The organism is Pseudomonas mosselii (assembly GCF_003205295.1).
Taxonomy (GTDB): domain Bacteria; phylum Pseudomonadota; class Gammaproteobacteria; order Pseudomonadales; family Pseudomonadaceae; genus Aquipseudomonas; species Aquipseudomonas mosselii_B.
The window spans coordinates 1-25805 of the sequence record NZ_QJRP01000017.1; the positions used below are offsets into that span (position 1 = coordinate 1).

Sequence of the window (25805 nt, forward strand, 5' to 3'; positions counted from 1 at the left end):
CCCCGCCGCAACCACCCCACCAGCACCGCCGCCATCAGCACGAACCCCAGGTAGCCGAACAGCGGATACACCTGCCCGACCAGGCTGATGAACCCCACCAAGCTGCAGACGAACCCCACCCCTCCGGCCGTCGCCGCTCCCCAGCGGAACTTCACCGTGCCCGCTGGCAGCAACCGCGACAGGAACGAGAACAGCGTCCCCACCGCCGTGTTGACGATCATCCCGAAGATGATCAGGCACATCACCAGCCCCAGCAGCGGCGACACCTCGCTGGCAATCGACAGCATCGGCATCGGCAGCGCGGCCACGCTGTCCAGGCGCGACAGCAGCCCCGCGCTCATCACCAGCATCAACCCGCCCAGCGCCGCGCCGCCCAGCAGGCCGCCGACCACGGCAACCCGCCCGTTGCGCGCCGACCCGCCGAGGATCGCCAGGATCGGCGCGCCGGCAACGATGTTGTAGGAGACATACAGGAACGCCCCGAGCAACCAGTGATGGGTGCCCGCCTCCTGCTGGCTGGCCACCTGGTCGAGCGCCGCGAAACTTAAGCTGCGGGTACACACCGCATACAGCGCGATGGCCGAGGCTACCAGGATCAGCAACGGAGTGATCGCGCCGATGGCCACCATCACCTTCTGCACATCCAGGCAGACGATGGCCACCACCAGCACGGTGACCAGCACACTGCCGGCCAGCGCCGGAATACCGAACTGCTGTTCAAGCAGTGCGCCGCCACCGGCGAGCATGACCACGGTCACGCCGAACATGAAGAAGGTGATCAGCCAGTCGACCAGCACGCCCAGGTGGCGACCGCAGATGGCCTGGATCACCTCCTTGTGCGAGGTGGCCTTCAGGCGGTTGCCCAGCCCCGCCAGGGCCATGCCGAGGAACGTGAACAACGCGGCGCTGACCAACGCGCCGACCAGGCCCCAGACGCCGAAATCGACGAAGAACAACAGCAGTTCCCGCCCGGACGCAAAGCCCGCCCCCACGATCACGCCGACGAATGCGCCGGCGATCTTCAGCTGCTCTTGCATGTGCACCTCAGGTTCTTATTGTTGTGTCGGGTCGTTGCAGGGTTGTTGTAGGGTTGTTGTAGGGTTGTTGTAGGAGCGGGCTTGCCCCGCGATGGCTGTATCGCGGGACAAGTCTGCTCCCACGGTGTCAGTTGTCCTGACCGATGTAGGCCTGCACCTCGATCTCCACATCCACCCCCAGCGCCAGGGCCGAGGCTACCGTCGAACGCACCGGCAGCGCCGCACCGAAGAACTCCTTGTAGACCTCGTTGAAGCCGGCGAAATGGCTCATGTCCGACAACCACACGGTGCACTTCACCACCTGGTCGAAGCGCGCGCCGCACGCCGCCAGGCTCTCGGCGATACGCTCGCAGGCCGCCCGGGTCTGCGCCTGGATATCGCCACGCACCACCTCGCCGCCCGGGCTCATCGGCACCTGCCCAGACAGGAACAGAAAGCCCCCGGCCTTCACCGCACGGGAGAAGGGAAACGGCAGGCTGCTGGGGAAACGCTGGATTTCATTGCTCATGGGATGCTCCATTCAGGGTTGGATGAAACGTGCCGGGGACAGCCGTGCTGGCTCGACCCCCTGGCTGACAAGGCTGGCGCACAGCGGCAGGCCCAGCAACAGGTCGGCCGCCAGGCGCGAGGCCCCGGCGGCGGACTGGATACCATAGCCGCCCTGGGCGGCCAGCCAGAAGAACGCGGGTGAAACCGGATCGAAGCCGATCACCAGGTCGCCATCGGCGACGAACGAACGCAGACCCGCCCAGCTGTGGCTGGGGCGACGGATCTCGAGGGTGGTTATCGCCTCGATGTTGTAGATCCCCAGGGCCAGGTCCAGCTCTTCGGGAGCGGCGTCCTGGGGCTCGACCGGATCGGCGTTGGCGGGCGAGCCCAGCAGCTGGCCGGCGTCGGGCTTGAAGTAGAAGCTCTCGTCGACGCCGATCACCGCCGGCCAGCGGGCGAAGTCATGCTGCGCCGGGCCGGGGAAAGTGAACGCGCTGCGTCGGCAGGGCTGCAGGCCGACCTTGCCGACCCCGCACTGCCCGGCCACCTGATCGGCCCAGGCGCCAGCGGCATTGACCAGCTGTCGCGCGCGCAGGCGGCTGCCGTCGGCCAGTTCGACATGCCACAGGTCATCCAGATAGTACGCCTGCACCAGCTCGGAATTGCAGCGCACCTCGCCACCGGCCTGGCGCAAGCCGCGCAGAAAACCCTGGTGCAGGGCGTGCACATCGAGGTCCATCGCCCCGGTCTCGTGCACGGCGCCGGCCAGCAACTCGCCGCGCAGGCTCGGCACCAGTTCGAGCGCCGCCGCGCTGTCGAGCAGGCTGACGGCGGTACCGTTGGCCAGGTTCTGGGCGTAGGTGCTTGCAAGCTGTTCGCGCTGCTCATGGCTTGCGACATAAAGGCAGCCACGGGGTTCGAGCAATGGATGCTCGCAGAAGCCCGCCGGCGGCTGCTCGTAGAACGCCCGGCTGGCGCGGGTCAGGGCCTGGATCTGCGGGGTGCCGTAGGCCTCCATGAACATCGCCGCCGAGCGCCCGGTGGCGTGGTAGCCCGGCTGCGCCTCGCGTTCGAGCAGCAGTACCTTGCGCTGGCCGGCCAGTCGGTAACCCAGGGAGGCGCCAGCAATGCCGGCACCGATGATCAGAATGTCGTGGACCTGTCCCATGCACGCTCCTGCGGCGCTAATTATCATTTGTGAGAATTCTAATATATGAGAATTTAGAAATACGCAAGGCGCCAAGGTAAGATGCCCGACCACAGCATAGTCCGAGAGCCCCGATGCCCGACGCCCCCACCACCCGCACCCCGCTCGACCGCAGTGAAGTCGGCGCGCGCCTGCGCCAGGTGCGCAAGGCACGGCAGATGACGCTCAAGCAATTGTCGGCGCTCAGCGGCGTGCCGCTGTCCACCCTGTCAAAGATGGAGCTGGCGCAGGTCTCGGTGAGCTACGAAAAACTGGCCGCCGCCGCCCGCGCCCTGAACCTGGACATCGCCCAGCTGTTCCGCGCCAGCGGGCCGGCGGGCGCACCGCAGCCGGCTACCGTGGTGGTTGACTCACTGACGACGGTAGAAGGCTATTCCACCGGCACCTACGACTACTACCCGATCGCCGGCGCCTTCCCCGAGCGACGCATGACCCCGGCCTATGCCCGCATCATCGCCCGTGAACGCGGCCAGTTCGACGATTTTATCCGCCACCCCGGCCAGGAGTTCGCCATGGTCATCAGCGGGCGCGTGCGCATCGAGTTCGAGACCGGCGAGGCGGTCAGCATCGGCCCGCGGGAGACTGCGTATTTCGACAGCCAGGTGGGGCATATCTACCTGTCGGAGAGCGAGGATGGCGGCGATGCACAGGTGATGGTGGTGATGACTGATCGGTGAAACGCCTGGAGGTTACTCATCCCCCGGTAGGAGCGGCCTTGTGCCGCGAAAGGGGCGCGGAGCGGCCCCAGGATTTCAGCGGTTAAGCAACCATCGCCGGGGCCGCTTTGCGGCCCTTTCGCGGCACAAGGCCGCTCCTACACAAGGCCAGTGGACTCCCGCAACAGTTATAACCTAATAACGAACAAGTCTATTTGGCTATAAAAAAATCTATATGCTGGCATCCATCCGATCACGGGCAAGCTGGGCGTCGAGTAGCGTATGGATGTAGGTTCTTTCGGTTTCACCATTGCTGGACTGGTTGTGGGCTTCATCGTCGGCATGACCGGCGTCGGCGGCGGTTCGCTGATGACCCCGATCCTGCTCTGGTTCGGCATCAACCCGGCCACCGCCGTGGGCACCGACCTGCTCTACGCCGCCATCACCAAGGCCAGCGGCGTCTGGGTGCATGGCCGCAACAAGAACATCGACTGGAAGATCACCGGCTGGCTGAGCCTGGGCAGTGTTCCGGCCGCCGCGCTGACCCTGTGGTTCCTCAGCACCCTGCACGCTGATACCTCGGCCCTGAACGCCATCATCAAGCAAGGCCTGGCGGTGGTGCTGATCCTCACCGCCCTGGCGATCCTGTTCAAATCGCGCCTGCAGGCCTTCGCCAGCAAGCATGCCGGCGATCACTACCACCTCAGCGACCGCACCCTGAACATCCTCACCGTGGTCACCGGCGTGGTGCTGGGCGTGATGGTCACCCTCACCTCCATCGGCGCCGGCGCGCTGGGGACCGTGGCGCTGTTCCTGCTGTACCCGTTCCTGGTCACCCGCCGCCTGGTCGGCACCGAGATCGCCCACGCCGTGCCATTGACCCTGGTGGCCGGCCTGGGTCATGCCGGCATGGGCAACATGGACTGGTCGCTGTTGGGCTATCTGCTGCTGGGCTCGTTGCCGGGGATCTACCTGGGCAGCCACCTGACCGGGCGCATCTCCGACCGCGTGCTGCGGCCTTGCCTGGCGACCATGCTGCTGCTGATCGGCTACAAGCTGGCGTTCTGAGCCGCGTCTCAGGCCATGCACACCCCTTCTGTAGGAGCGGCCTTGTGTCGCGAAAGGGCTGCGTAGCAGCCCCGGCGATTGATGCGTCAACGCTGAAATCGCGGGGCCGCTGCGCGCCCCTTTCGCGACACAAGGCCGCTCCTACAGGGAACGTGTCAACCCTGGCGCCATAGCACCGGCCAGAACTCCGGCTTCACGTACCCACAGCGATCCAGCCGGGCTACCCTCTCCAGGCGCATGCGCTCACCATCGTAGCGCCACTGCTGGATCAGCCCGCAACCTCGCTCGAGCTGGCTCTTGTCCGCAACATACAGTTGGCCGCTTCGCGCGTCGAACGCCGCGTAGCCACTCAGGCGCGGAGCCAGCAACGGTGTTGGCGCCTCGAAGGCCATTTCACTGATCTGGTAGGGCGCGGCACGAGACACCCGATACAGGTAATTGGCGCAGAACTCGCCACTGCACCCCACGTTGAGGATGACCAGGACATTGGCATCGTCCAGCGGGTGAACCTCGTAATGACTGATGCTCATGCCCTCTACATCGCCTTCGACCTTCGCCTGGCGTTTCACCGCCCTGCCGATCTCATGGGCCTGCTCGTCGTTCATGCCCGGCGCGGCGACGAACCGTGGCAACACCGTCGCGGCAGGAGCGTCAGGCACCTCGGCAGCCGGGGCGTCACCCACCCGCACCAGCGCATCGGCATGCCCTACCCGCCCCTGAACCGCATCGATGGCCAACAACGCGCCACTGATCCCCTGCAACGACGCGACCAGCTCACCATCCTCGGTCAACGAACTCAGGCGGTTGCCGTTGCGTATCTGGCGAATCAGCGCCAGTGCCGCATCACCTTCGAGCTGCAGGTCGAAATCATACTCACGTTCGATCCGCCGCCATTGGGCCGACAGTTCCTGCCCATCAAGCAGCACCTGGTCGGCAAACGCCGGCCCGACACGCAGCGTCAGCTCAAGCTTGCCCTGCGGCCCCGCCTCGCGCCGTACGATGGTCTGCAGGCCGCTCATCAGCTCGTCGTCGATGGCCAGCAACGCGGTACAGGCGCGGGTGTTGTCACAGCCGACCGCCCAGTCCTTGACCTGCCGGTACAGCGGCACCGCCTCGAGTGCTGCCTGGGCGCTTTCGGCCTGCGCGGCCAGCGGCGCCATGAGCGCCAGCAGCAACGCCGCACGGTGATGTTTCATCCATTGCATGGTGTTGCCCCTGACGTCCCTTTCACGTTTTCAGCCTTCGCTGCGCCATAGTACCGGCCAACTGTCCGGGCCTAGCTCGGCACAACGGTCCATCCGCGCCAACCTGACCAGGCGCATGCGCATGCCGTCGTAGCGCCAGCTTTCCTCGACCCCGCAACTGCCGGGATAGTCGTCCTTGGCATAGCTGTAGAGCTCGCCTTTTTTGGGGTAGAACTCGATGGCGTCGCGCATCCGGCTGATCAGCACCGGGCTGGACGGCGCCTCGAAGTCCAGCGGCCCAAGCGCGTAAGGCGCCTTACGCGATACCTTGTACAACGCGTAGAGGCAATGGAAGTCGTTGCAGTTGTAGCTGAGCAACGCCAGGGCGTGCTGGTCGTCCAGGGCATGCAGCTCAAGCTTGGGAGCGACATCGTATTCGTTCTTCAACTGGTCTTCGGCGGCCGCCTTGGCCATCACTACCGGGTTGATGCCCGCCAGTTCCTGCTCGCTAAGGGGCGTGGCTGCCACAAAGGCCGGCCCCTGGGGCTTGGCCGGGATGGGCAACTGGGCGTCGGCGACGCTGTCACCGGGTCGCATCAGCGCGCTGTAGTGACCGACCCGGCCCTGCACCGCATCCATCAGCAGCAAGGCGGCGCTCAGGCCTTGCAGCGAACTCACGCGCTCCCCTGGCCGGGTGTCGTCCACCAGACGCTGGCCGTTGCGCAATTGCCGCAACACGGCGTAGGCATCGGCGCCCTCCAGCTCCAGGGTGGTCTCGACGCCGCGGGTCATGCGCCAGGGAGCGACCAACAGTTGGCCATCAAGCAGGGGCTCGCCCGACCAGTCAGTGCTGCCCACCAGGGTCAGGTGCAGGTTGCCCCAGGCGCCCGCCTCGCGCTGCACCAGCATGCCCACCCGCATTTTCTCCGGATGATCGGCCAGCACCGCGGTGCAGAAACGCGTATTGTCGCAGCCCACCACCCAGTCCTTGATCTCCCGGTACACCGGTACCGGCTCTGGCTCCGCCGCGCCGACCAGGCCCGATAGCAAGGCCAGCCCCAGGGCCAGCCAGTTCCTTGTTGTTGCGCGCATCTTCCTGCATTCCTGTAATAGCCGAGAACGCCCCACTCCAGAGGCGGCGCAATGATTCCACAGATCAAATGCCAGGTGCGGAAAATCGACAGTGGTGGTGGCGCCATGGGATCTGGCAGTATCGGTTGCGTCATGTTCAGAGCCTGCGCCATGTCCGCTACCGTCAGCCCGCTGTTGCTTGCCTTGCGCGAAGGTACCCGCGCCTGCCACCAAGGGCTGGAAGCGCGCCTGCCGTTTTTCAGCGAAGGCTTCGACCGGGCGGCCTATGCGCGCCTGCTCGGGGCCTACCATGGCTTCCACGCGCCGCTGGATAGCTTGCTGGCCGAGTACCAGGGCGCCGAACGCAACAAGACGCCCGCGTTGTCCCGCGACCTGGGCGCCCTGGCCATCGATGTCGAAGCACTGCCGCTGTGCCACGCCCTGCCTCGCATCGACGATGAAGCCTGCGCACTCGGCGTGATGTATGTACTGGAAGGCTCCACCCTGGGTGGCCAGGTGCTCAAGCGGGCCATGGCTGAACGCCTGGGCATCGACGCCGACAGCGGCGGTGCGTTTCTCGACATCTACGGCGCGCAGACCGGCGCACGCTGGCGCAGCTTCCTCGATCAACTGGCTGGCGCCGAACAGGAGCCAACCGCCCAGGCGCGGACGGTAAAGGCAGCGGTCGACACCTTCACCTGCTTCGAACGATGGCTCGAAGAGCGACGCGTACTGGTCTGCTGACCCCCCGCGCTGGGGCCTTACCTACGGCACTTGTTCAACAGCGATGTCACCGCAGGCGTCATGCTGATCGCCGCTGCGCACAAACCACCGCATAACAACGCGAAGCCCAGCGCCCGCAACGGGTGCAAGGTATTGAAGAACGCCAGCACCAACAGCACCAGCAACACCGCCAAGCCGTAGCGCAGTGACGCCCTTGGAATAGCCACCATCAGCAGGTTGAAGAGCACGAAGGCGTAGAACACCATCATCGTCGCCAAGCCGACGCTGACGCCTCGCGCCATGGGCGGGCCAACATGTTGCCGGTAAAGATCGAAGCCCAGCCTCAAGAGGAAGGGAAACGCCACACAGGCCAGTGCGTGCAGCAGGAAACGGGAAAGCAACGGCAACATTCGTCCTTGATCCTGGAGCCGGCCATGGTTTGCGCAGGGCCGTGAGTGAGGAAAACGGATGCTAATGGCCTGAATGGACGCCAGCAAGTCGCAGAGGCCCGGAGCAAGACCGGCTTGTCCCAGCTGAAGTTCGCCGAGCTGCACGGCGTCTCCGTACGTACGTTGCAAGAGTGGGAACAAGGCCGGCGCACGCCTTCGGGAGCTGCACGTACGCTACTGCATATCGCATCTGTACGGCCGGATGTGTTTCATGAAATCCTGCAGGATCGCCCCACATAGCAAGGGCGCTGGTCAGCCTGATAGCGAGCCCCGACATGAACGTCATTGCCTGTGATCTGCACCACCTGGACGCCGCCGCGGACCTCTTCAACCAGTACCGGATGTTCTACCAGGAAGCGGATGACCTCCCCGCTTCCCGCGCATTCCTCAAGACCAACCTCGAGACCGGCAACTCGCGCATCTACTTGCTGCTGGACGCCGACGGCCAGGCCATCGCCTTTGCCCAGCTGTACCCGGCGACCTGCTCGCTGGCGATGAAGCGCTTCTACTGGCTGTATGACCTGTTCGTTGCTCCGCACGCCCGCAGGGGTGGTCATGCCCGTTACCTGATGCAGCAACTGACCGATATTTTCCAGGCCGAGGGCGCGCAGCGGTTGAGCCTGGACACCGCCCGGACCAACCTCGCCGCCCAGGCGCTGTATGAATCGCTGGGGTATGTAGCCGAGCAGGACTTCGTGACCTATCACAAGATGCTCGATCACTGAGGCCTGCATGCCACCGTGCGCCATCGGATAAGCGGGCTTGGCGCATACGTACAACGTTCTGTACATTCCCTGGCAACTCTCAGGTCGAGCATCCCTCGTCAGGTGTCGGTCAAAAATGCCCTACGCAAGCCTCGGCCAAGTCCTGCATCAAGCCTTGCGTACCCGTGGTACATGATGTGTTCAGAAAGGAACAACCAATGAACGTACTCACTTTCAGCCAGGCCCGCGCCAGCCTGAAACAGGCGATGGATGATGTCTGTCGCGACCATGAGCCGACGGTCATTACCCGGCAACGTGGCGAGCCGGTAGTCCTGCTTTCTTTGGACGACTACAACGCCATGGCCGAAACCATGTACCTGCTGGGCACCGAAAACAACGCGTCGCGTCTGCGTCAGTCCATCGCTCAGCACAAGGCTGGAAATACCTTCAGCAAGGACATTCCGTTGCATGACGCAGAAGCAGAAACGGCAGAACAAGGCTGAGGCCCGCAAAGCCATCAAGGTGTCCTTCACCCCGATCGGCTGGGAGGACTTCGTGCATTGGCAGTCGGCCGACACCAAAGTCCTCGCGAGGGTGCTGACCCTGATCGACGAATGCTGCCGCTCGCCTTTCAAGGGCACGGGCAAACCCGAGCCATTGAAAGGCGACCTGACCGGTTACTGGTCGCGGCGGATCAACAAGGAGCATCGCTTCGTCTACTACTACGAAACTGGTGCACTGACTGTGCTGGCCTGCAGGTTTCACTACTAGCAGCTCTGCAACGCCTGCTCAGCCCCGCTCTATCCCATCCAGCACAGCCGAAGCCAAGGCCAGCCCTTTCTCCAGGGAGTTCTCCGTCGCCACCAGCAGGCTGCGCAGTGGTTCGCTGGCTTTTTCCAGGGCCATTGCGTTGGTTTCGTAGGCCGCCTGCAAGGCCGCTACCGCGCACACCAGCGCATCCTCGCCATCAATACCGGCATGCACCGAGAACATCGGTGGATGGGCGTCGTGGCACGTGCCGAAATGGGCATGGGCCGTGATCGAGGGTCATGGACGAACCTCCCGGAGCAAGACGCGGGGTGGATCGGGCACGATTTTCAGCATGGTTCAGCACTCCTACATAGCCAGGGGAGCTGCCGATATCCGCTTGCACTCGGAACGATGGAGGCAGCTGTACGTAGGTGTGCAAGACCGTGGATGTAGGAACCCGGCAGGCCCGAAGGCCTCCCACGTACAGCCGCCATTGAGCGGCTTGAACCACATCCTCGGGCTTGCACACCCGGTCGTTGAATTGGCAACGACAGGACAAGACTAAGGAGCGCGACTGGCCAGAACAACAGCTGAAAGGCCGTAAAAGCATGCTTGGGAAACGTCCTACGTGAAATAGGGAAAGTCTTAGTAATCCGCTTGAAACAACTGTCCTGGCCTCATCGCGGGGCAAGCCCGCTCCCACGTTTCTCCCGCTATCTGCCCAGTTATTTGCCCTGAAAGTCAGGACAATTTCTGATTTTCCTGTACACGAAACATCTACTAAAGGTTTATATTCCGCCCGCCGAAACAGAAAAGGTAGCAAGTGGCCACCACTTCATCGAAGCGGCCATGTACACCCTTCACTCTCACGGATGGGCGTCACCATGAAAATAAAAAACAAACTGATCCTGGCCTTCGTACTGGTGGCCTTCATCCCGGTGGCGTTGGTTGGCGGGATCTCGGTGCTGAACATCCGCAGCGAGGCGGTCGACCAGTTCCTCGACGGCAGCACCCGGGAAATCCGCCAGATCGACGGCAACATGCGCCAGTTCTTCGATGGCACGCTGCAGAACGTCGATCAAATGGCCAAGGATCCTGTATACACCTCGGTCACCTCGCTCAAGGACTACACCGGCGCGGATGCCGCACGCCAGCCAATGCCCGAGGCCGCGCAGAAGGTGATCGATGCCTTCGCCCGCTACGGCACCACCCACCCGGCAGCGGCGATCCTGTCCATCGGCCTCGAGGACGGCAGCTACGCCAAATGGCCGGACGACCCGCAACTGGCCAAGTACGACCCGCGCACCCGCCCCTGGTACAAGGCCGCCATGGCCAGCCCGGACAAGACCGTGCGCACCGCCGCCTATTACTACGACAAGGATGACGTGGCCCTGGTCGGCACCGCCCGGGCGCTGCTCGACGAGGCCGGCAAGGCCAAGGGCGTGTTCGTGGTCAGCGTGTCGCTGAAGAACCTCACCGAGCTGGTCAGGAGCATCAAGCTGGGCGACAGCGGCTACGTGATGCTGATCGAGGACGGCACCGTGCTGGTCGACCCGCGCAACGCCAGCCACGGTTTCAAGCAGCTCAAGGACCTCGGCGCGCCCTACGCGCAACTGGCCGCCACTTCCCAAGGCTCCACCGACGTGGTGATCGACGGCGTGCGCTACATGGCCAATGTGTGGACCTCGCCAGGCCTTGGCTGGCGCTTCGTCGGCCTGATCGAGTACGACGAGGTGATGGCCGCGGCCACACGCATGACCTATGTCACCGCGTTGATCGTGGTGGTGCTGGCCCTGGTCTTCGCCCTGGTGGCCGCGGCGTTCTCGCGGGTGATCGTCAAGCCGATCGGCCAGGTCAGTATCGGCCTGCAGTCGATCGCCGAGGGTGAAGGCGACCTGCGCCGCGACCTGCAGGTGCAGGGCAAGGACGAAACCGCCGAGCTGGCCGGCTGGTTCAACAAGTTCCTCGCCGCCATCCGCCAGCTGATCCAGCGCATCGGCGCGGCCTCGACCAATCTGCACGAAGCCTCGCGCAGCAACAGCGAAATGGCCGGCAACATGAACGAGGCCGCCGGGCGCCAGCGCGAGGCGGTGGAGCTGGTGTCCACCGCGTTCAACGAGATGGTCGCCACCGCCAACGAAGTGGCGCGCTCGTGCAGCAGCGCCGCCGACGCCGCCGAGCACGGCCACCGCCGGGTGGCCGAGGGCAAGCAGCAGATCGAGGCGACCACCGACAACGTCAATCGCCTGGGCCGGCGCCTGAGCGAGTCGTCCCAGGCCATGGTCGAGCTGGAAGAAGGCAGCCGCAGCATCAACCAGATCCTCGGCACCATCCGCGCCATCGCCGAGCAGACCAACCTGCTGGCGCTCAACGCCGCCATCGAGGCGGCCCGGGCCGGCGACCAGGGCCGTGGTTTTGCCGTGGTGGCCGATGAAGTCCGCGCGCTGGCCAAGCGCACCGCCGACTCCACCGGCGAGATCGACCAGTTGCTCAACACCCTCGGCGGCAAGACCCAGGAGGTCTCGCAGAAAATGGAAAGCTGCCTGGACCTGTCGCGGGCCAGCGTGTCGTCGATCGAAAGCGCGCGGGACAGCTTCGAGGGCATCCAGCTCTCGGTGAACGAGATCCGCGACCAGAACCTGCAGATCTCCGCCGCCGCCGAGGAGCAGCACAGCGTGGCCGAGGAGATCAACCGGCATATCCAGCAGATCTACGACGAGGCACGGCTGGTGGAGGGGTTGGCCAGTTCCGCCCAAGCTGACTCCGGCAGGTTGGCGCAGTTGTCGGATGAGTTGAATGGGCTGGTGGGTCGCTTCAAGTCGTGACCTTTGGCTTCACGCGGGCCCTGTAGGAGCGGCCTTGTGTCGCGAAAGGGCTGCGTAGCAGCCCCGGGATTTCAGCGTTGATGCAGAGATTGCCGGGGCCGCTTTGCGGCCCTTTCGCGACACAAGGCCGCTCCTACAGGACTTGCGCATGGCTCGGCTACAGTGAACTCGACGCCATCCTCGAGAGCACCATGCCCAACCATCACCCCATCCCCCGCAGCGTCTGGGCCCTGGGCCTCGTCTCGCTGCTGATGGACATCTCCTCCGAGATGATCCACGCCCTGCTCCCGCTGTACATGGTCACCGTGCTCGGCACCTCGGTGCTGGCCGTGGGCCTGATCGAAGGCATCGCCGAGGCGACGGCGGCGATCACCAAGGTGTTCTCCGGCGCCCTCAGTGACCGCCTGGGCAAGCGCAAGCTGTTGACGGTGATCGGCTACGGCCTGGCCGCTGTGACCAAGCCGGTGTTCCCGCTGGCCCCCGGGCTGGAATGGCTGACCGCCGCACGTTTCGTCGACCGTGTCGGCAAGGGCATCCGCGGCGCGCCAAGGGATGCGCTGATCGCCGATGTTACCCTGGCCGAGCTGCGCGGCGCGGCATTCGGCCTGCGCCAGGCGCTGGATACGGTTGGGGCCTTTGTCGGGCCATTGCTGGCGATCCTGTTGATGTGGCTGACCGCCAGCCACTTCCAGACGGTGTTCTGGGTGGCGGTGATTCCGGCGTTCATGGCGCTCTATGTGCTGGTAGCCTTCGTCCGCGAGCCCGAAAAACCAGTTGCACTCGGCACCGTGGCCGCGCCTCTGGCACTTCGCGAACTGGCCCGGCTGGGCAACGGTTACTGGCGCCTGGTCATCCTGGCCACGCTGTTCACCCTGGCGCGCTTCAGCGAAGCGTTTCTGCTGCTGCGTGGCCAGGCGCTTGGCCTTGCCGCCTTGTGGGCGCCAGCGGTGCTGGTGCTGATGTCGCTGGCGTATTCACTGTCGGCCTATCCTGCCGGGGCACTCTCCGACAAGGTCGGGCGACGGGGTGTGTTGATGCTCGGGCTGGCCCTGCTGGTACTGGCCGATCTGCTGCTGGCCTGGTTGCCGGGCCTGTCCGGCCTGGCACTGGGCGTGATCCTGTGGGGGTTGCACATGGGGTTTACCCAAGGCGTGTTCAGCGCCTTGATCGCCGATAGCGCCCCCGAGGATCTGCGCGGGACCGCGTTTGGCGTGTTCAATCTGGTGACGGGGGTGGCGTTGCTGGTGGCCAGTGTACTGGCTGGAGGGTTGTGGGACTGGGTGGGGTATCAGGCGACGTTCATGGTGGGGGGCGTGTTCGCCGCTACCACAATGGCAGGGTTGTGGTTCATACGATGAGGCCAGCAGGAACAACTTCATTGCCGGAGCTGACGCCATCGCGGGGCAAGCCCGCTCCTACAGGGATGCGGGCGGCCTGAATTTACAGGGTCATGGCTGCCGGCTGCTGCTCCAGCAACGACCATCCCCCCTGCCCGTCCACCTCCAGACGGTGGGAGTGGAACCCCGCCAAGGTACTGCGGTGCCCGACACTGACCAGCAGCGTCGCCGGCAACTCCGCGCGCAGCAGCGAATACAGCGCATGCTCCAGCCCTTCGTCCATCGCCGAGGTGGACTCGTCGAGGAACACCACCTGCGGCCGGTTGAACAGCACCCGGGAGAACGCCAGGCGCTGCTGTTCGCCCAGCGAGAGGATCCGCGACCAGTCGCGCTGCTCGTCCAACCGTTCGGCCAGATGGGCGAGATTGACCTGGCGCAAGGCCTGCTGCATGCGCGCATCGTCACCGGGCACGCCCTGTGCCGGGTAGGCAATGCCGGTGCGCAGGTCACCCAGTGGCAGGTACGGGCGCTGCGAGAGGAACAGTGCCTGTGTCCCCTGCGGCCGCCTGACTTCACCCTCGGCATAGGGCCAAAGGCCCGCCAGGGCACGCAGCAAGGTGGTCTTGCCGCTGCCCGATGGCCCTTTGATCAGCAGCGCCTGGCCGCTGTGCAAATTCAAGTCGAGATCGGCGATCAGCGCGTGGCCATCGGGGCGACGCACCTGCAAGCCCTGGATCCCCAGCGCATGGTCCTGATCCACGCTGACTACACGCGGCAACTCACTGGCCTGCTGGTTGGCATCGAGAAAGCCCGTCAGACGGTCGAGGGTGGCGCGGTACTGGGCGAAGGTGTCGTAGGACTCACGGAAGAACGACAGCGAATCCTGCACCTGGCCGAACGCCTGGGCGGTCTGCATCACATCGCCGAGCTTGATCGCGCCGCTGAAGAAGCGCGGTGCCTGGAGGATAAACGGGAACACCACCGCCACCTGGCTGACGCCCAGGTTGAAGCCGCTGAACTTGAGGTTCCGGAACACCAACGCCCAGGCGTTGCCAATCAGCGCGAAGAAGCGGCCAAGCAAGGTGCCTCGCTCCACCTGCGCGCCCTGGTAGAAGGCGATGTTCTCAGCGTTCTCGCACAGGCGCATCAAGGCATAACGGAAGTTGGCGGTGAGTTTCTCGTTGAGGAAGTTGAGGCGGATCAGCGGCTGGCCAAGGCGAAAGGCAATCCATGTGGCGATCAGCACATAGACATACACGGCGAACACCATCGCCCGGGGGACTTCGATGCCGGCCACCGCCAGCGGCGCCGACAGCCCCCAGAGAATGCCGGTAAAGGCCACCAGCGACACCAGCGCGCTCACCGCCCCCAGCGCCAGCGACACGGAGCCGGTGACGAAGGCGTTCACATCCAGTTCGATACGCTGGTCGGGGTTGTCCACCGGCTCGGCGAGGAACTGCCCACGGTAGTAGGCATCACCGTGCATCCAGTCGGCGGTCAGGCGTTCGGTGAGCCACACCCGCCAGCGGATGTTGAACGCCTGGGTGACGTAGAAGGCGAACAGCGAGCGCAATACATGAATGGTCGCCAGCACCGCGAACACCCCGAGCAGGTACCAGAACGCGGTCTGGTCCAGTGCCTGCAAGGCGCTGTAGAAGCCGTTGTACCAGAACGAGAACAGCACGTTCAGGCGCACCGCGAACAGCGTCAGGACCAGCAGCAGGGCGAAGGCCAGCAACGGTCGCCAACTGCGGCGCAAGCTGAAATAGGGTCCGGCCAGTTGCCAGAACTGCGCCCCCCAACGGGTATGGCGCACCGCCAGCAAGGCGGTAATGGTGAAGCAGACAAGGGTGACCAACGAGGCGATTGCCAGCCAGCTCAGGCTCTCTTGCAGGGCCTGGTGCCAGTTCATGTCCATGGTGTGCTTCCGTAGAGGATGTTTTTGCGAGCGTAGCACCGGACCTGCATTGCCCCTGCAAACATGACGGACATTTCATCCAGATCATGCGCTGCGCCAACATCTGTGCAGGACTTGTCCGGGCGCGGATAATCGCGGCACCGCCACTGCAGAACCGAGCCATGAACATTCGCCGTGCTGGACTACAGGATCTACCCGCCCTGATCACCATCGACAGCGTCGTCCGCCAGGACCCGCAGCGTGCCGAACAGATTGCCGACTGGCTCGGGCAGTACCGTTGCCTGGTGGCCGAGGTACAGGGCAAGGTGGCCGCCTATACGGTGATGCACCAGCACTTCTTCGGTTGCGCGTTCATCGAGATGCTGATGGTCGAAGAGGGCCATCGACGCAATGGTCTGGGGGCCGCGCTGCTGGCCCGCATACAGGCCGACTACGCGGGGCAGAAGCTGTTCACCTCGACCAACCGCTCCAATGGCCCGATGCGCCGCTTGCTGGAGCGCCGGGGCTTTGTCGAGAGCGGCGTTGTCGAGCACCTCGACGAAGGGGACCCGGAGCAAGTCTATTTCTGGCGATGCGATTGAGCCAGCGTTCCAGGGCCCTACAGGGGCAGGCGTGAATTGCGCAATCAAACCACCGGCTGAAGTGCCTCGCGCACCAACGCATCCAGCCCCTCGCCTCCCTCAGACTGCAGCCGTTCACCCAACTGCCGGCGCATCGCCGGCGTCCAGAAGCTCTGCAGATGCTGCCTGACTCCCTGCACCGCCTTGGCGTGATCCGGCTCGCTGTCGAAGTAATGTGCGATCTGGTTGGCCATCTTCACCAGGTTGTCGCTGCTCATCGACGCACCTCCGTCGCTTCGGCCTGGCGCCGCTCCTTGAGCAACCTGCGTTGCTCGTCGCTAAAGCGCTGGTAGCGCTTCTGCCACTCCGACGGCTGGAACACCTTGGCCACTTCCACGGCAGTGACCTTGTATTCCGGACAGTTGGTGGCCCAGTCGGAGTTGTCGGTGGTGATCACGTTGGCGCCGGACTCGGGGAAGTGGAAGGTGGTGTACACCACCCCCGGCGCCACCCGGCCGCTGACCCTGGCACGCAGCACGCTCTGCCCGGAGCGACTGCCGATGCCCACCCAGTCACCGTCGCTGATACCCCGACTCTCGGCATCGCTGGGGTGGATCTCCAGGCGGTCCTCGTCATGCCAGGCGACGTTGTCGGTGCGCCGGGTCTGCGCGCCGACGTTGTACTGGCTGAGGATGCGCCCGGTGGTCAGCAGCAGCGGGTAGCGGCTGTTGACCTTCTCGTCGGTGGGCACGTAGCCAGTAAGCATGAAACGCCCCTTGCCGCGCACGAACTGGTCGATGTGCATGGTCGGCGTGCCGTCGGGCGCGGCGTCGTTGCAGGGCCATTGCAGGCTGCCGTGGCGGTCGAGTTCGGCATAGCTGACCCGGCGGAAGGTCGGGGTCAGGCGGGCGATCTCGTCCATGATCTCGGCGGGATGCCGGTAGCCCATGGGGTAACCCAAGGCACCGGCCAGGGCCACGGTGGCCTCCCAGTCGGCCTTGCCGGCCAGCGGTTCCATCACCTTGCGCACCCGCGAGATACGTCGCTCGGCGTTGGTAAAGGTGCCGTCCTTCTCCAGGAACGAGCTGCCCGGCAGGAACACATGGGCGAATTTGGCCGTCTCGTTGAGGAAGATGTCCTGCACCACCACGCACTCCATCGCCAGCAGCGCGGCGGTGACGTGCTGGGTGTTGGGATCGCTCTGGGCGATGTCCTCGCCCTGGCAGTACAGCGCCTTGAAGCTGCCGTCCAGCGCGGCCTCGAACATGTTGGGAATACGCAGCCCCGGATCAGGCTGCAAGGTCACGCCCCAGGCCTGCTCGAACTCGGCGCGCACGCTTTCGTTGGAGATATGCCGGTAGCCGGGCAGCTCGTGAGGGAACGAGCCCATGTCGCATGAGCCCTGCACGTTGTTCTGCCCGCGCAGCGGGTTGACCCCCACCCCTTCGCGGCCGATGTTGCCGGTGGCCATGGCCAGGTTGGCGATGCCCATCACCGCGGTGCTGCCCTGGCTGTGCTCGGTCACGCCCAGGCCGTAGTAGATCGCCGCGTTGCCGCCGGTGGCATATAGCCGCGCGGCGGCGCGGATCTGCTCGGCGGGCACGCCGCACACCGGGCCGAGCACTTCGGGGGCGTTGTCGGGCTGGGCGACAAAATCGCGCCAGCGGGCGAAGTCCTCGGGCTCGCAACGGGCGTCGACGAACCGCTGGGCCAGCAGGCCCTCTGTGACGATCACATGGGCCAGGGCGTTGAGCATGGCCACGTTGGTGCCCGGACGCAGTTGCAGGTGCAGCTCGGCGCGGGCATGGGGCGAATCGACCAGGTCGATGCGCCGCGGGTCGATGACGATCAACCGGGCGCCCTGGCGCAGGCGGCGCTTGAGCTGCGAGCCGAACACCGGATGGGCGTCGGTGGGGTTGGCGCCGATCACCAGCACCACGTCGGCCTGCATCACCGAGTCGAAGCTCTGGGTACCGGCGGACTCGCCCAGGGTCTGCTTGAGGCCGTAGCCGGTTGGCGAATGGCAGACCCGCGCGCAGGTGTCGACGTTGTTGTTGCCGAAGGCCGTGCGCACCAGCTTCTGCACCAGGTACGCCTCTTCGTTGGTACAGCGGCTGGAGGTGATGCCACCGATGGAATCGCGCCCGTACTTGAGCTGGATCCGCCGGAACTCGCTGGCGGCATAGGTGACCGCTTCGTCCCAGCTGACCTCCTGCCACGGGTCTTCCAGGCGCTTGCGAATCATCGGCTTGGTGATGCGGTCCGGGTGGGTCGCGTAGCCCCAGGCGAAACGCCCCTTGACGCAGGCATGGCCATGGTTGGCGCCGCCGTTCTTGTCCGGGACCATGCGCACCAGCTGGTCGCCCTTCATCTCGGCGCGGAACGAGCAACCCACGCCACAGTAGGCACAGGTGGTGATCACCGCCCGCTCGGGCTGGCCGAGCCGGACCAGGCTCTTCTCGCTCAGGGTGGCGGTCGGGCAGGCCTGCACGCAGGCGCCGCAGGACACGCATTCGGAGCTGAGGAAATCGTCGCCCCCGGCCGCCGCCACCCGCGAGTCGAAGCCACGCCCGGTGATGGTCAGGGCGAAGGTGCCCTGGATCTCCTCGCAGGCCCGCACGCAGCGGTTGCAGACAATGCACTTGCTCGGCTCGTAGTCGAAGTACGGGTTGGACACGTCCTTCTGTTCGCTCAGGTGATTGGCGCCGTCATAGCCGTAGCGCACCTCGCGCAGGCCGACCTGGCCGGCGACGGTCTGCAGCTCGCAGTTGCCGTTGGCCGAGCAAGTCAGGCAGTCCAGCGGATGGTCGGAGATGTACAGTTCCATCACGTTGCGCCGCAGGTCGGCCAGGCGCGGTGTCTGGGTGCGCACCACCATGCCTTCGCTGACCGGCGTGGTGCACGAGGCCGGATAACCGCGCATGCCGTCGATCTCGACCATGCACATGCGGCACGAGCCGAAAGCCTCGAGGCTGTCGGTGGCGCACAGCTTGGGAATGCTGGTGCCGAGCAAGGCAGCGGCGCGCATCACCGAGGTGCCGCCGGGCACGCTGATCGAACGGCCATCGATGACCAGGCTGACCTGCACCTCGCTGACCCGCTCCGGGGTGCCCAGGTCGATATCGCTGCGGGGGTCGAAGTAATTGATCATTGCGCGGCCTCCAGGCCGAAATCGGCGGGGAAGTGCTTGAGGGCGCTGACCACGGGGTACGGGGTCATCCCGCCCATGGCGCACAGCGAGCCATATTGCATCGTGTCGCACAGGTCGCGCAGCAGGCCGGCCTGGCTTTCTCGGTAGGCCGGGTCGGTACTGGCGATCAGCCGATCGACAACCTCCACGCCGCGGGTCGAACCGAGCCGGCACGGCGTGCACTTGCCGCAGGACTCCTCGGCGCAGAACTGCAGGGCGAAGCGGGCCATGCCCGCCATGTTCAGGGTGTCGTCGGCCAGCACCACGCCACCGTGGCCGAGCATGGCCCCCAGGGCGGCGAAAGCCTCATAGTCCAGCGGGGTGTCGAATTGCGCGGGCGGCACCCAGGCGCCCAGCGGGCCGCCGACCTGCGCCGCCTTGATCGGCCGGCCACTGGCGGTGCCGCCGCCGTAGCCTTCCACCAGCTCGCGCAGGGTCAGGCCGAAGGCCCGTTCCACCAAGCCGCCATGGCGGACATTGCCGGCCAGCTGGAACGGCAAGGTGCCCGTCGAGCGGCCCATGCCGAAGTCGCGGTAGAACGCCGCGCCCTTGGCCAGGATGATCGGCACCGAGGCCAGGGTGAGCACGTTGTGCACCAGCGTCGGCTGGCCGAACAGGCCCTCGAGCGCCGGCAGCGGCGGCTTGGCCCGGACGATGCCACGCTTGCCCTCGAGGGATTCGAGCAGCGCGGTTTCCTCGCCGCAGATATACGCGCCAGCCCCCACCCGCACCTGCAGGTCGAAGGCCACGCCGTTGCCGGCGACATCCAGGTACCCGGCCTCGCGAGCCAGCAGGATGGCCTCGTTCAGCGCACGCACGGCATCCGGGTATTCCGAGCGCACATAGATGTAGCCCTTGCTCGCCCCCACGGCGAGGCCGGCGATGATCATGCCCTCGATCAGCAGGAACGGATCGCCCTCCATCAGCATACGGTCGGCAAAGGTGCCGGAGTCGCCTTCGTCGGCGTTGCACACCACGTACTTCTGCCCGGCCGGCGCCTGGCGCACGGTGCGCCACTTGATGCCCGCCGGGAACGCCGCGCCACCCCTGCCCCGCAGCCCGGAGTCGAGCACCGCGGCGACTACCTCGTCGCCATCCAGCAGCGTGGCCTGGCGCAGGCCTTCGAAGCCGCCGTTGGCGTGATAGTCGTCAAGCGACAGCGGCCGGGTGATGCCGGCGCGGGCGAACAGCAGGCGTTGCTGGGACTTCAGGTAGGGAATCGCTTCCACCGGTCCCAGCGCCAGGGCATGGCTGCCGGGGTCGCCCGCCAGGTCGTCAAGCAGGCCGGGCACATCCTCGGGGGTGACCGGCCCGAAGCCCAGGCGGCCTTGGGCGGTGTCCAGCTCCACCAGCGGCTCCAGCCAGTACAGGCCACGGGAGCTGGTGCGCTTGATATGCAGCGGCAGGCGCCGCTGCGCGGCCTCACGGACCAACGCCTCGGCCACCTGGTCGGCACCGACGGCGCAGGCCAGCGAATCGCAGGGGATGCACAGGTTCAGCATGCCTTCACCTCCTCGCGGCAAGCGGCCACCAACGCCTGCAGGCGTTCGGGGGTGACGCGGGCGTGGAGCCGGCCATCGAGTTCCAGGGCCGGCGAGCAGGCGCAGGCGCCCAGGCAATACACCGGGCGCAGGTCGAGCGCGCCATCCTCGGTGCGACCGTTGTCATCCAGCCCGAGCTGCTCGCGCAACTGCGCGGCCAGCGCCTCGGCGCCTCGGCTCTGGCAGGACTCGGCGCGGCACAGGCGCAAGGTATGGCGGGCCGCTGGCGTGGTACGAAAATCGTGGTAGAAGCTGATCACCCCGCGCACCTCGGCCTGGCTGAGGTTGAGGGCATGGGCGATCTCGGCGACGGCGCTGTCGGGAATGTAGCCGGCGCCGGCCTGGATGGCGTGGAGAATCGGCAACAGGGCGCCGGGGGTGTCCTGCTCACGGGCGAGGACGCGTTGGATCAGGGGCAGGTGGTTCGAGTCATCAGGCATACAGCGGACCTCGGCATCCCGGGGCGGCCCGTTCGTGGGCGACTGTCCGGCGGTGTTCAGCTGCGGTGCGCGGGCCAGGTCACGGTGGCGGCAGGCCAGGCACCCTCCTTGTCTATGGCCGGGCGTCTAGCTGCGCTCGGTCCACGGGCATCCTCAGAGCATGGCAGTTATTGCGCGAGGGGGTTGTGCGCGGGCGACCCGGCGCGTCCTGAAACCGACCATTGGAGGTGCCACACTGGGCTACGGGCCAATGCCAGTCAGTTAAGCCAATTGGGGTCGCTCTGCGACCCTTCGCGGGTAAACCCGCTCCCACAAGTACAGCGCTCGATTCAGCGTTTGCGCGATCCTGTGGGAGCGGGTTTACCCGCGAAGGGCTGCAAAGCAGGCCCAATAGGTGGGATGAAGCGCTAACTGACTGGCATTAGGCCACGGGCTTGCTTGTGTGGGAGCGGCCTTGTGGCGCGAAAGGGCTGCGAAGCAGCCCCGGCGATCTTTGCATCACTGCTGAAATCCTGGGGCTGCTACGCAGCCCTTTCGCGACACAAGGCCGCTCCCACAGGGGGACAGCACCCTGTGCGACAGCGCAGCCCGAAGGGCTGGACGATCTCCTGCAGGAGAGCGCTGGCGGTCAGTCCAGCACTACATGGGGCAGGAAGCGCGAGCTGTCCTTGGTGATCAGCGTGTCGTCTTCACGAATGCCGATCCCCGAGGCCAGGTCGCCGATCACCCAGGAGCCGATCAGGGTGTAGCTGTCGCCGAACTTCGGCAACGGCGCAAAGCCCTGCAGGATGTACGGCGCATCGTCGTAGGGCCCGTCCTCGAACACCCGCTGGTCGTCGGCGGTGCGGATATCCACGTTGGCCCCCTCGCGGGAAAAGTACGGCTTGCGCACCCAGCCCTTGGGCACCGGGCGTCGCGGATCTTCGTCGAGGAACGCCGGCAGCAGGTTCGGGTGCCCTTCGTGCCACTCCCACAACAGCGGCAGGATGCCCTTGTTGGAGATCAGTGCCTTCCACGCCGGTTCCACGAACTGGGTATCGCAGCCGGCGATGGCCTGGCCGAAATCCTCATGGAAGATATGCTCCCAGGCGTGCAGCTTGAACAGGCGCGGAATCGGCCGGCCATCGAGGTCGACGAAGCGTCCCTCGCCAGTCAGGCCGATATCCTCCAGGTCGATGTGCCGGGTACTGATACCCACGTGCCCGGCCATCTTGCGCAGAAAGTCCGTGGTGCCACGATCCTCGACGGAGCCGGCAATGGCCGAGAAGTAGAACGGGCTTTCGCGCTCGAAGGCGCCAAAGGCCCGCACCAGATCCTCGGCCAGGGTGTTGAACTGGCTGGCATGGGCCGGCAGCACACCACGCTCGATCTGCTGCTCCAGCCAGATCAGCTGGAACGCCGCCGCCTCGTACAGCGAGGTCGGCGTGTCGTAGTTGGCCTCGATCAGCTTGGCCGGGCTGTTGCCATCGTAGCTGAAGTCGAAGCGCCCATAGAGGTGCGGATGCCCCTGCCTCCACGAACGGCGTACCAGGTCGAAGAACGCCGGCGGGATAGCCAGGCGGGTCATCAACGCCTCGCTGTCGACGATGCGCTCGACCGCATCCAGGCACATGGCGTGCAGCTCCTGCGTGGGCGCCTCCAGGTCACGGCTGACCTGGGCCTCGCTGAACTGGTAGTAGCCGCGCTCGTCCCAGTAACGCTCGCCGTCGATGGTGTGGAAGGTGAAACCTTCGCGTTCGGCGGTGGCGCGCCAGTCCGGACGTTCGTCGATGCTGATCTTGCGCATGCTCAACCGCCGAAGCTGAAACCGCCGCTGCTCTTGCCGCCCCAGCCGCTGCGTGCAGTGGCCTGGCTGCCGAAGCCGCCGCGGGAGATCGACGAGGACACGCTGGAGCGGGTCGATTTGCTGGAATTGTAGCTGCGCCCGCTTGAACTGCCGGAGTAGTAACTGGAATAGCTGCCACCGCTCTGCTGGGCCTGGTCGGAACGCTCGAAGCGCTTGCCCTGGTCGATCTGCTGGCCGAGCGTGGTGCTGCGGTATCCGCCGCTGCTGTCACGGTACTGATAGACCGGCTGCGAGTAGTACTGGCGGTTGCCGCCACTGAGCACCTGGCCGAGCAGCAGGCCGGTAAGCAGGCCGTTGAAGTTGCTGCCGCCGCTGCTGGCCTGGCCGCTGTTCTCGACCTGGGCGCGAGCCGCATCGACCTGGGACTGGCTCACCTCGCCCGACACCGCCAGTTCGAAGCCGCCGAGGCGCGGCATGTAGCGATTGTCACTGGTGACCTGGCAATAGTCCGGCACGAAGTCGGCCTCGCAGGCCGCCTTGTCACCGTAGGTCGGGGCGATACGACGGTGGTCGGCCAGCGCTTGCATGTAGGCGTCGGAACACACATCCACCGGCATCTTGTCATCGACGCAAGCCTGGACGGTGGTGTAATTGCTGCGCTTGCTGACCGTGTAGGTCTCCTCGGGCGCGCTGCACGCGGTAAGCGCCAGCGGCAGGGAGCTGGCCAGCACCAGCTTGACGGAACTTCGTCTCATGTAGGGCTCCTTGCGCGCTAACGGCTCAGACCGACGGGGTCATGCAGGCCGAGTTGAGGAAGCCCACGCTGATCGCCACGGCGGCGGCGTAGATCGCGGCAGCCATTTCGCCCTTGGCGATGCGGCTGGCCAGGCCCTTGAGCACCAGGCTGGTGATGCCGAAGGCCAACAGCTGTACTACCGCGGCAATCACCACCCAGACCACGAAATCGAGCAGGCTGACGCTGTAGGCGATGATGTTGCTGGCCGGCAGCGAGAAGCCGATCAGCGCGCCGCCCAGGGCAATGGCCGCGGCGCTGTTATTGTCGCGGATCAGGGCGAACTCGCGGTGCGGGGTGAGGTGCGTGTAGATGAACTGGAATACCCAGAACAGCACCAGCGCCACGCTGATGTAGAGGATGAAGCCGATCACTGCCTGGGCGTTGAGCGACATGCGAAGAGCGTCGAGCATGGTGAATCCTTGTCAGATGACGTTGAAGTCCGTTGATTGCAGGGTGACACCCACCGAAGTGGTCAGGCTGACATTACCGTCCTCGTCCTCCTCCACCGACAACAGGAGGAATTCGCGGCGATCGGTCAGGCCGGTTTCGCGGGCATACAGCATCGACAGATGCTGGATGCGGTAGCTGGTTTCGGGGCTGGTGACCCACTCGCTGATCGGCGTCAGCTCGGTCTGGCCTTCTTCGCTGCCCCACTGGCGGACGAACTCGTAGCCTTCATGCTCGTAGTACGGCAGGCCGATGTTCGACTCAGGGCCGACCAGGCGCTTGAGTTCGGCGTCGCTGCTGACCGGCACCACGCTGTAGTAGCCGAACAGGATGATATCGCGCACATCGTCGGCCGACGCACCGTTCATCACCACCTGCAGCCAGTAATCCTCGTCTTCCATGTAGAAGCGCGCCAGGCGCACCGACTGGCCGAGGTCGACTTCACCGACGGCCCAAACCACTTCCTGACCGGGCACTTCCAGCTCGCTATGGCCATCGAGCAGCAGCTTGAGCGAAGGGTCGAGCTTGAGCATGCGCCCGCTGCCCAGGCCAAACGGCAGGTTGCCTTGGACCGGGCTGCCGGCGGCAGGTTTGGGGGCTTCGAAGCCCATGAAGCGTTTCAACCAACCCACGGGGCATCTCCTGGGTGAGAGGGTGACGGAACCGGAGCCAATGCAGGTGCTGAAGCGAACAGGCGGGGCCTGTGGGGAGAAGGCGACATTGAAGATCCCTTGGGTCGCGGCAGTCCTTTGGCGGGGGCGACACGATACTGCTTTTCGTGCGCCCCGCCAACGGGTCTGGGGCAAGGTTTTACGCCAGCCGGACCGGCCTCATCGCGGGGCAAGCCCGCTCCCATAAAGCCGGTGCAGATTTTACTCGTGGGAGCAGGCTTGCCCCGCGATGAGGCCGCCCCACTCAGCGGATCACTCCGCCGGCTTCGCCGCCTTGGCCTTCAAGCGTGCCAGCACATCATCGGCGCCGCTGTTGCTGGCACCGATTCCGGCCGACTTCAGGCGCGCTTCCAGATCGCTACCGTCAGCCTTGCTCGCCAGCTCCGCCGCCGCTTCCAGCTCGGCCGCGCGCTCGGTCTGACGCTTCTTGATACGGTCCAGCGAACCGACCGCAGTCTCCAGGCTGCCATTGGCGCCACCGGTGGCCGACGCCGCGCTCACCTGGGCACGTTGCACGCTTTCGCGGGCCTTGACCAGGTCCACCTGCTGCTTGAGGCCCTTGATCTGCGCCTCGGTCTTGCTCACGGTGGCGGTCAGGGTCGCCACCGACGCGCCGAACTGGTCGGCCAGCGCCTGCTCGGAATCGCGTTGGTTGGTCAGGTCGGCGATGCGCGCCGCGCACTCGTGGGCCAGGCCTTCCTCGCCCTTGTCCAGGGCAGCGATGGCTTTCTGCTCCCAGTCGCCGATGGTCTTGTCGAACTCGGTGATGCGCTGCTGCGCGGTCTTGTGCTTGGCCATGATCTTGACCAGCTGGTTGCGCGCATCGATCAGGTTGTTGTCCGCATCGCGGATCTCCTGGTCGAGGATGCGCAGGGCCTGGGAGTCGACGATCGCCTCACCGACTTCCGAAGCGCCGCCACGCAGGGCGGTGACGATCTTTTTCAACAGGCTCATGG

The 25805-nt window shown here is 65.4% G+C and carries 26 protein-coding genes and 1 pseudogene; 10 read left to right on the forward strand and 17 right to left on the reverse strand.

The window, feature by feature from the left end:
• The 3 genes from DMX06_RS16665 to DMX06_RS16675 form a co-directional block, all read right to left on the reverse strand.
• Positions 1–1037 (reverse strand): YkvI family membrane protein (locus DMX06_RS16665; RefSeq protein WP_110738476.1); only part of this gene is annotated, 1037 nt, incomplete at its 3' end.
• A gap of 127 nt (positions 1038–1164) precedes the next feature.
• Positions 1165–1545, reverse strand: a complete 381-nt coding sequence (locus DMX06_RS16670) for a RidA family protein (protein ID WP_110738477.1) — start codon at positions 1543–1545, stop codon at positions 1165–1167.
• 12 nt (positions 1546–1557) lie between these two features.
• Positions 1558–2694, reverse strand: coding sequence for an NAD(P)/FAD-dependent oxidoreductase (locus tag DMX06_RS16675; protein WP_110738478.1), 1137 nt, complete (start codon positions 2692–2694; stop codon positions 1558–1560).
• Positions 2695–2807: 113 nt separating this feature from the next.
• Between DMX06_RS16675 and DMX06_RS16680 the strand changes: the two genes are divergently transcribed.
• A complete protein-coding gene (locus tag DMX06_RS16680) occupies positions 2808–3410 on the forward strand; it encodes a helix-turn-helix domain-containing protein (protein ID WP_110738479.1) in 603 nt (200 codons plus the stop codon).
• A gap of 261 nt (positions 3411–3671) precedes the next feature.
• On the forward strand, positions 3672–4457 hold the full coding sequence (locus tag DMX06_RS16685; protein WP_110738480.1) for a sulfite exporter TauE/SafE family protein: 786 nt from the start codon (positions 3672–3674) through the stop codon (positions 4455–4457).
• Between the two features lie 155 nt (positions 4458–4612).
• Here DMX06_RS16685 and DMX06_RS16695 read toward each other — a convergent pair whose 3' ends face one another.
• The gene (locus DMX06_RS16695; RefSeq protein WP_110738482.1) at positions 4613–5662 is read right to left on the reverse strand and encodes a DUF1176 domain-containing protein; all 1050 of its coding nucleotides are present in this window, start codon (positions 5660–5662) and stop codon (positions 4613–4615) included.
• A 30-nt stretch (positions 5663–5692) separates the two neighbouring features.
• Entirely contained in the window at positions 5693–6733 is a 1041-nt protein-coding gene (locus DMX06_RS16700) for a DUF1176 domain-containing protein (protein WP_110738483.1), read from the reverse strand.
• A 150-nt stretch (positions 6734–6883) separates the two neighbouring features.
• Between DMX06_RS16700 and DMX06_RS16705 the strand changes: the two genes are divergently transcribed.
• The gene (locus tag DMX06_RS16705; protein WP_110738556.1) at positions 6884–7456 is read left to right on the forward strand and encodes a biliverdin-producing heme oxygenase; all 573 of its coding nucleotides are present in this window, start codon (positions 6884–6886) and stop codon (positions 7454–7456) included.
• A gap of 17 nt (positions 7457–7473) precedes the next feature.
• Here DMX06_RS16705 and DMX06_RS16710 read toward each other — a convergent pair whose 3' ends face one another.
• Positions 7474–7845, reverse strand: a complete 372-nt coding sequence (locus DMX06_RS16710; protein WP_110738484.1) for a hypothetical protein — start codon at positions 7843–7845, stop codon at positions 7474–7476.
• An 84-nt stretch (positions 7846–7929) separates the two neighbouring features.
• On the opposite strand from DMX06_RS16710, the pseudogene DMX06_RS16715 reads away from it, so the two are divergent.
• The 4 genes and pseudogenes from DMX06_RS16715 to DMX06_RS16730 form a co-directional block, all read left to right on the forward strand.
• A pseudogene (locus tag DMX06_RS16715) lies at positions 7930–8124 on the forward strand (helix-turn-helix domain-containing protein); the annotation flags it as partial.
• Between the two features lie 35 nt (positions 8125–8159).
• Positions 8160–8609 carry a GNAT family N-acetyltransferase gene (locus DMX06_RS16720; RefSeq protein WP_110738486.1) on the forward strand — a complete coding sequence of 150 codons (450 nt, stop codon included), beginning with the start codon at positions 8160–8162 and terminating at the stop codon, positions 8607–8609.
• A 197-nt stretch (positions 8610–8806) separates the two neighbouring features.
• The gene (locus DMX06_RS16725) at positions 8807–9091 is read left to right on the forward strand and encodes a type II toxin-antitoxin system Phd/YefM family antitoxin (RefSeq protein ID WP_062574577.1); all 285 of its coding nucleotides are present in this window, start codon (positions 8807–8809) and stop codon (positions 9089–9091) included.
• Complete coding sequence (locus tag DMX06_RS16730) at positions 9057–9359, forward strand: Txe/YoeB family addiction module toxin (protein WP_181427847.1); 303 nt, start codon at positions 9057–9059, stop codon at positions 9357–9359. Before DMX06_RS16725 ends, DMX06_RS16730 begins: the two co-directional genes overlap by 35 nt.
• 18 nt (positions 9360–9377) lie before the next feature.
• Here DMX06_RS16730 and DMX06_RS16735 read toward each other — a convergent pair whose 3' ends face one another.
• Complete coding sequence (locus DMX06_RS16735; protein WP_062359534.1) at positions 9378–9581, reverse strand: hypothetical protein; 204 nt, start codon at positions 9579–9581, stop codon at positions 9378–9380.
• 641 nt (positions 9582–10222) lie between these two features.
• Between DMX06_RS16735 and DMX06_RS16740 the strand changes: the two genes are divergently transcribed.
• The gene (locus tag DMX06_RS16740; RefSeq protein WP_110738558.1) at positions 10223–12163 is read left to right on the forward strand and encodes a methyl-accepting chemotaxis protein; all 1941 of its coding nucleotides are present in this window, start codon (positions 10223–10225) and stop codon (positions 12161–12163) included.
• A gap of 191 nt (positions 12164–12354) precedes the next feature.
• A complete protein-coding gene (locus tag DMX06_RS16745; protein WP_110738488.1) occupies positions 12355–13521 on the forward strand; it encodes an MFS transporter in 1167 nt (388 codons plus the stop codon).
• An 82-nt stretch (positions 13522–13603) separates the two neighbouring features.
• Here DMX06_RS16745 and DMX06_RS16750 read toward each other — a convergent pair whose 3' ends face one another.
• The gene (locus tag DMX06_RS16750; RefSeq protein ID WP_110738489.1) at positions 13604–15418 is read right to left on the reverse strand and encodes an ABC transporter ATP-binding protein/permease; all 1815 of its coding nucleotides are present in this window, start codon (positions 15416–15418) and stop codon (positions 13604–13606) included.
• Between the two features lie 161 nt (positions 15419–15579).
• Between DMX06_RS16750 and DMX06_RS16755 the strand changes: the two genes are divergently transcribed.
• Positions 15580–15999: a GNAT family N-acetyltransferase gene (locus tag DMX06_RS16755; protein WP_110738490.1), complete on the forward strand. Its 420-nt coding sequence runs from the start codon at positions 15580–15582 to the stop codon at positions 15997–15999.
• 44 nt (positions 16000–16043) lie between these two features.
• Here the strand turns inward: DMX06_RS16755 and DMX06_RS16760 are convergent, their stop codons facing one another.
• The 9 genes from DMX06_RS16760 to DMX06_RS16800 all read right to left on the reverse strand — a co-directional run bounded on the left by DMX06_RS16760 (position 16044) and on the right by DMX06_RS16800 (position 25803).
• Positions 16044–16256, reverse strand: a complete 213-nt coding sequence (locus DMX06_RS16760) for a formate dehydrogenase subunit delta (RefSeq protein ID WP_110738491.1) — start codon at positions 16254–16256, stop codon at positions 16044–16046.
• Entirely contained in the window at positions 16253–19129 is a 2877-nt protein-coding gene (gene fdhF, locus DMX06_RS16765) for a formate dehydrogenase subunit alpha (protein WP_110738492.1), read from the reverse strand. Before fdhF ends, DMX06_RS16760 begins: the two co-directional genes overlap by 4 nt.
• A complete protein-coding gene (locus tag DMX06_RS16770; RefSeq protein ID WP_110738493.1) occupies positions 19126–20670 on the reverse strand; it encodes a formate dehydrogenase beta subunit in 1545 nt (514 codons plus the stop codon). The genes fdhF and DMX06_RS16770 overlap by 4 nt, the downstream gene beginning before the upstream one ends.
• Complete coding sequence (locus DMX06_RS16775) at positions 20664–21149, reverse strand: formate dehydrogenase subunit gamma (protein WP_110738494.1); 486 nt, start codon at positions 21147–21149, stop codon at positions 20664–20666. The genes DMX06_RS16770 and DMX06_RS16775 overlap by 7 nt, the downstream gene beginning before the upstream one ends.
• 628 nt (positions 21150–21777) lie before the next feature.
• The gene (locus DMX06_RS16780) at positions 21778–22935 is read right to left on the reverse strand and encodes a glutathionylspermidine synthase family protein (protein WP_110738495.1); all 1158 of its coding nucleotides are present in this window, start codon (positions 22933–22935) and stop codon (positions 21778–21780) included.
• Between the two features lie 2 nt (positions 22936–22937).
• Positions 22938–23690: a DUF1190 domain-containing protein gene (locus DMX06_RS16785; RefSeq protein ID WP_110738496.1), complete on the reverse strand. Its 753-nt coding sequence runs from the start codon at positions 23688–23690 to the stop codon at positions 22938–22940.
• Positions 23691–23715: 25 nt separating this feature from the next.
• Complete coding sequence (locus DMX06_RS16790; protein ID WP_028692698.1) at positions 23716–24141, reverse strand: DUF350 domain-containing protein; 426 nt, start codon at positions 24139–24141, stop codon at positions 23716–23718.
• A 12-nt stretch (positions 24142–24153) separates the two neighbouring features.
• Positions 24154–24810: a DUF2491 family protein gene (locus DMX06_RS16795; RefSeq protein WP_181427848.1), complete on the reverse strand. Its 657-nt coding sequence runs from the start codon at positions 24808–24810 to the stop codon at positions 24154–24156.
• Between the two features lie 291 nt (positions 24811–25101).
• Positions 25102–25803, reverse strand: coding sequence for a PspA/IM30 family protein (locus DMX06_RS16800; RefSeq protein ID WP_110738497.1), 702 nt, complete (start codon positions 25801–25803; stop codon positions 25102–25104).
• Between the last annotated feature and the right edge of the window lie 2 nt (positions 25804–25805).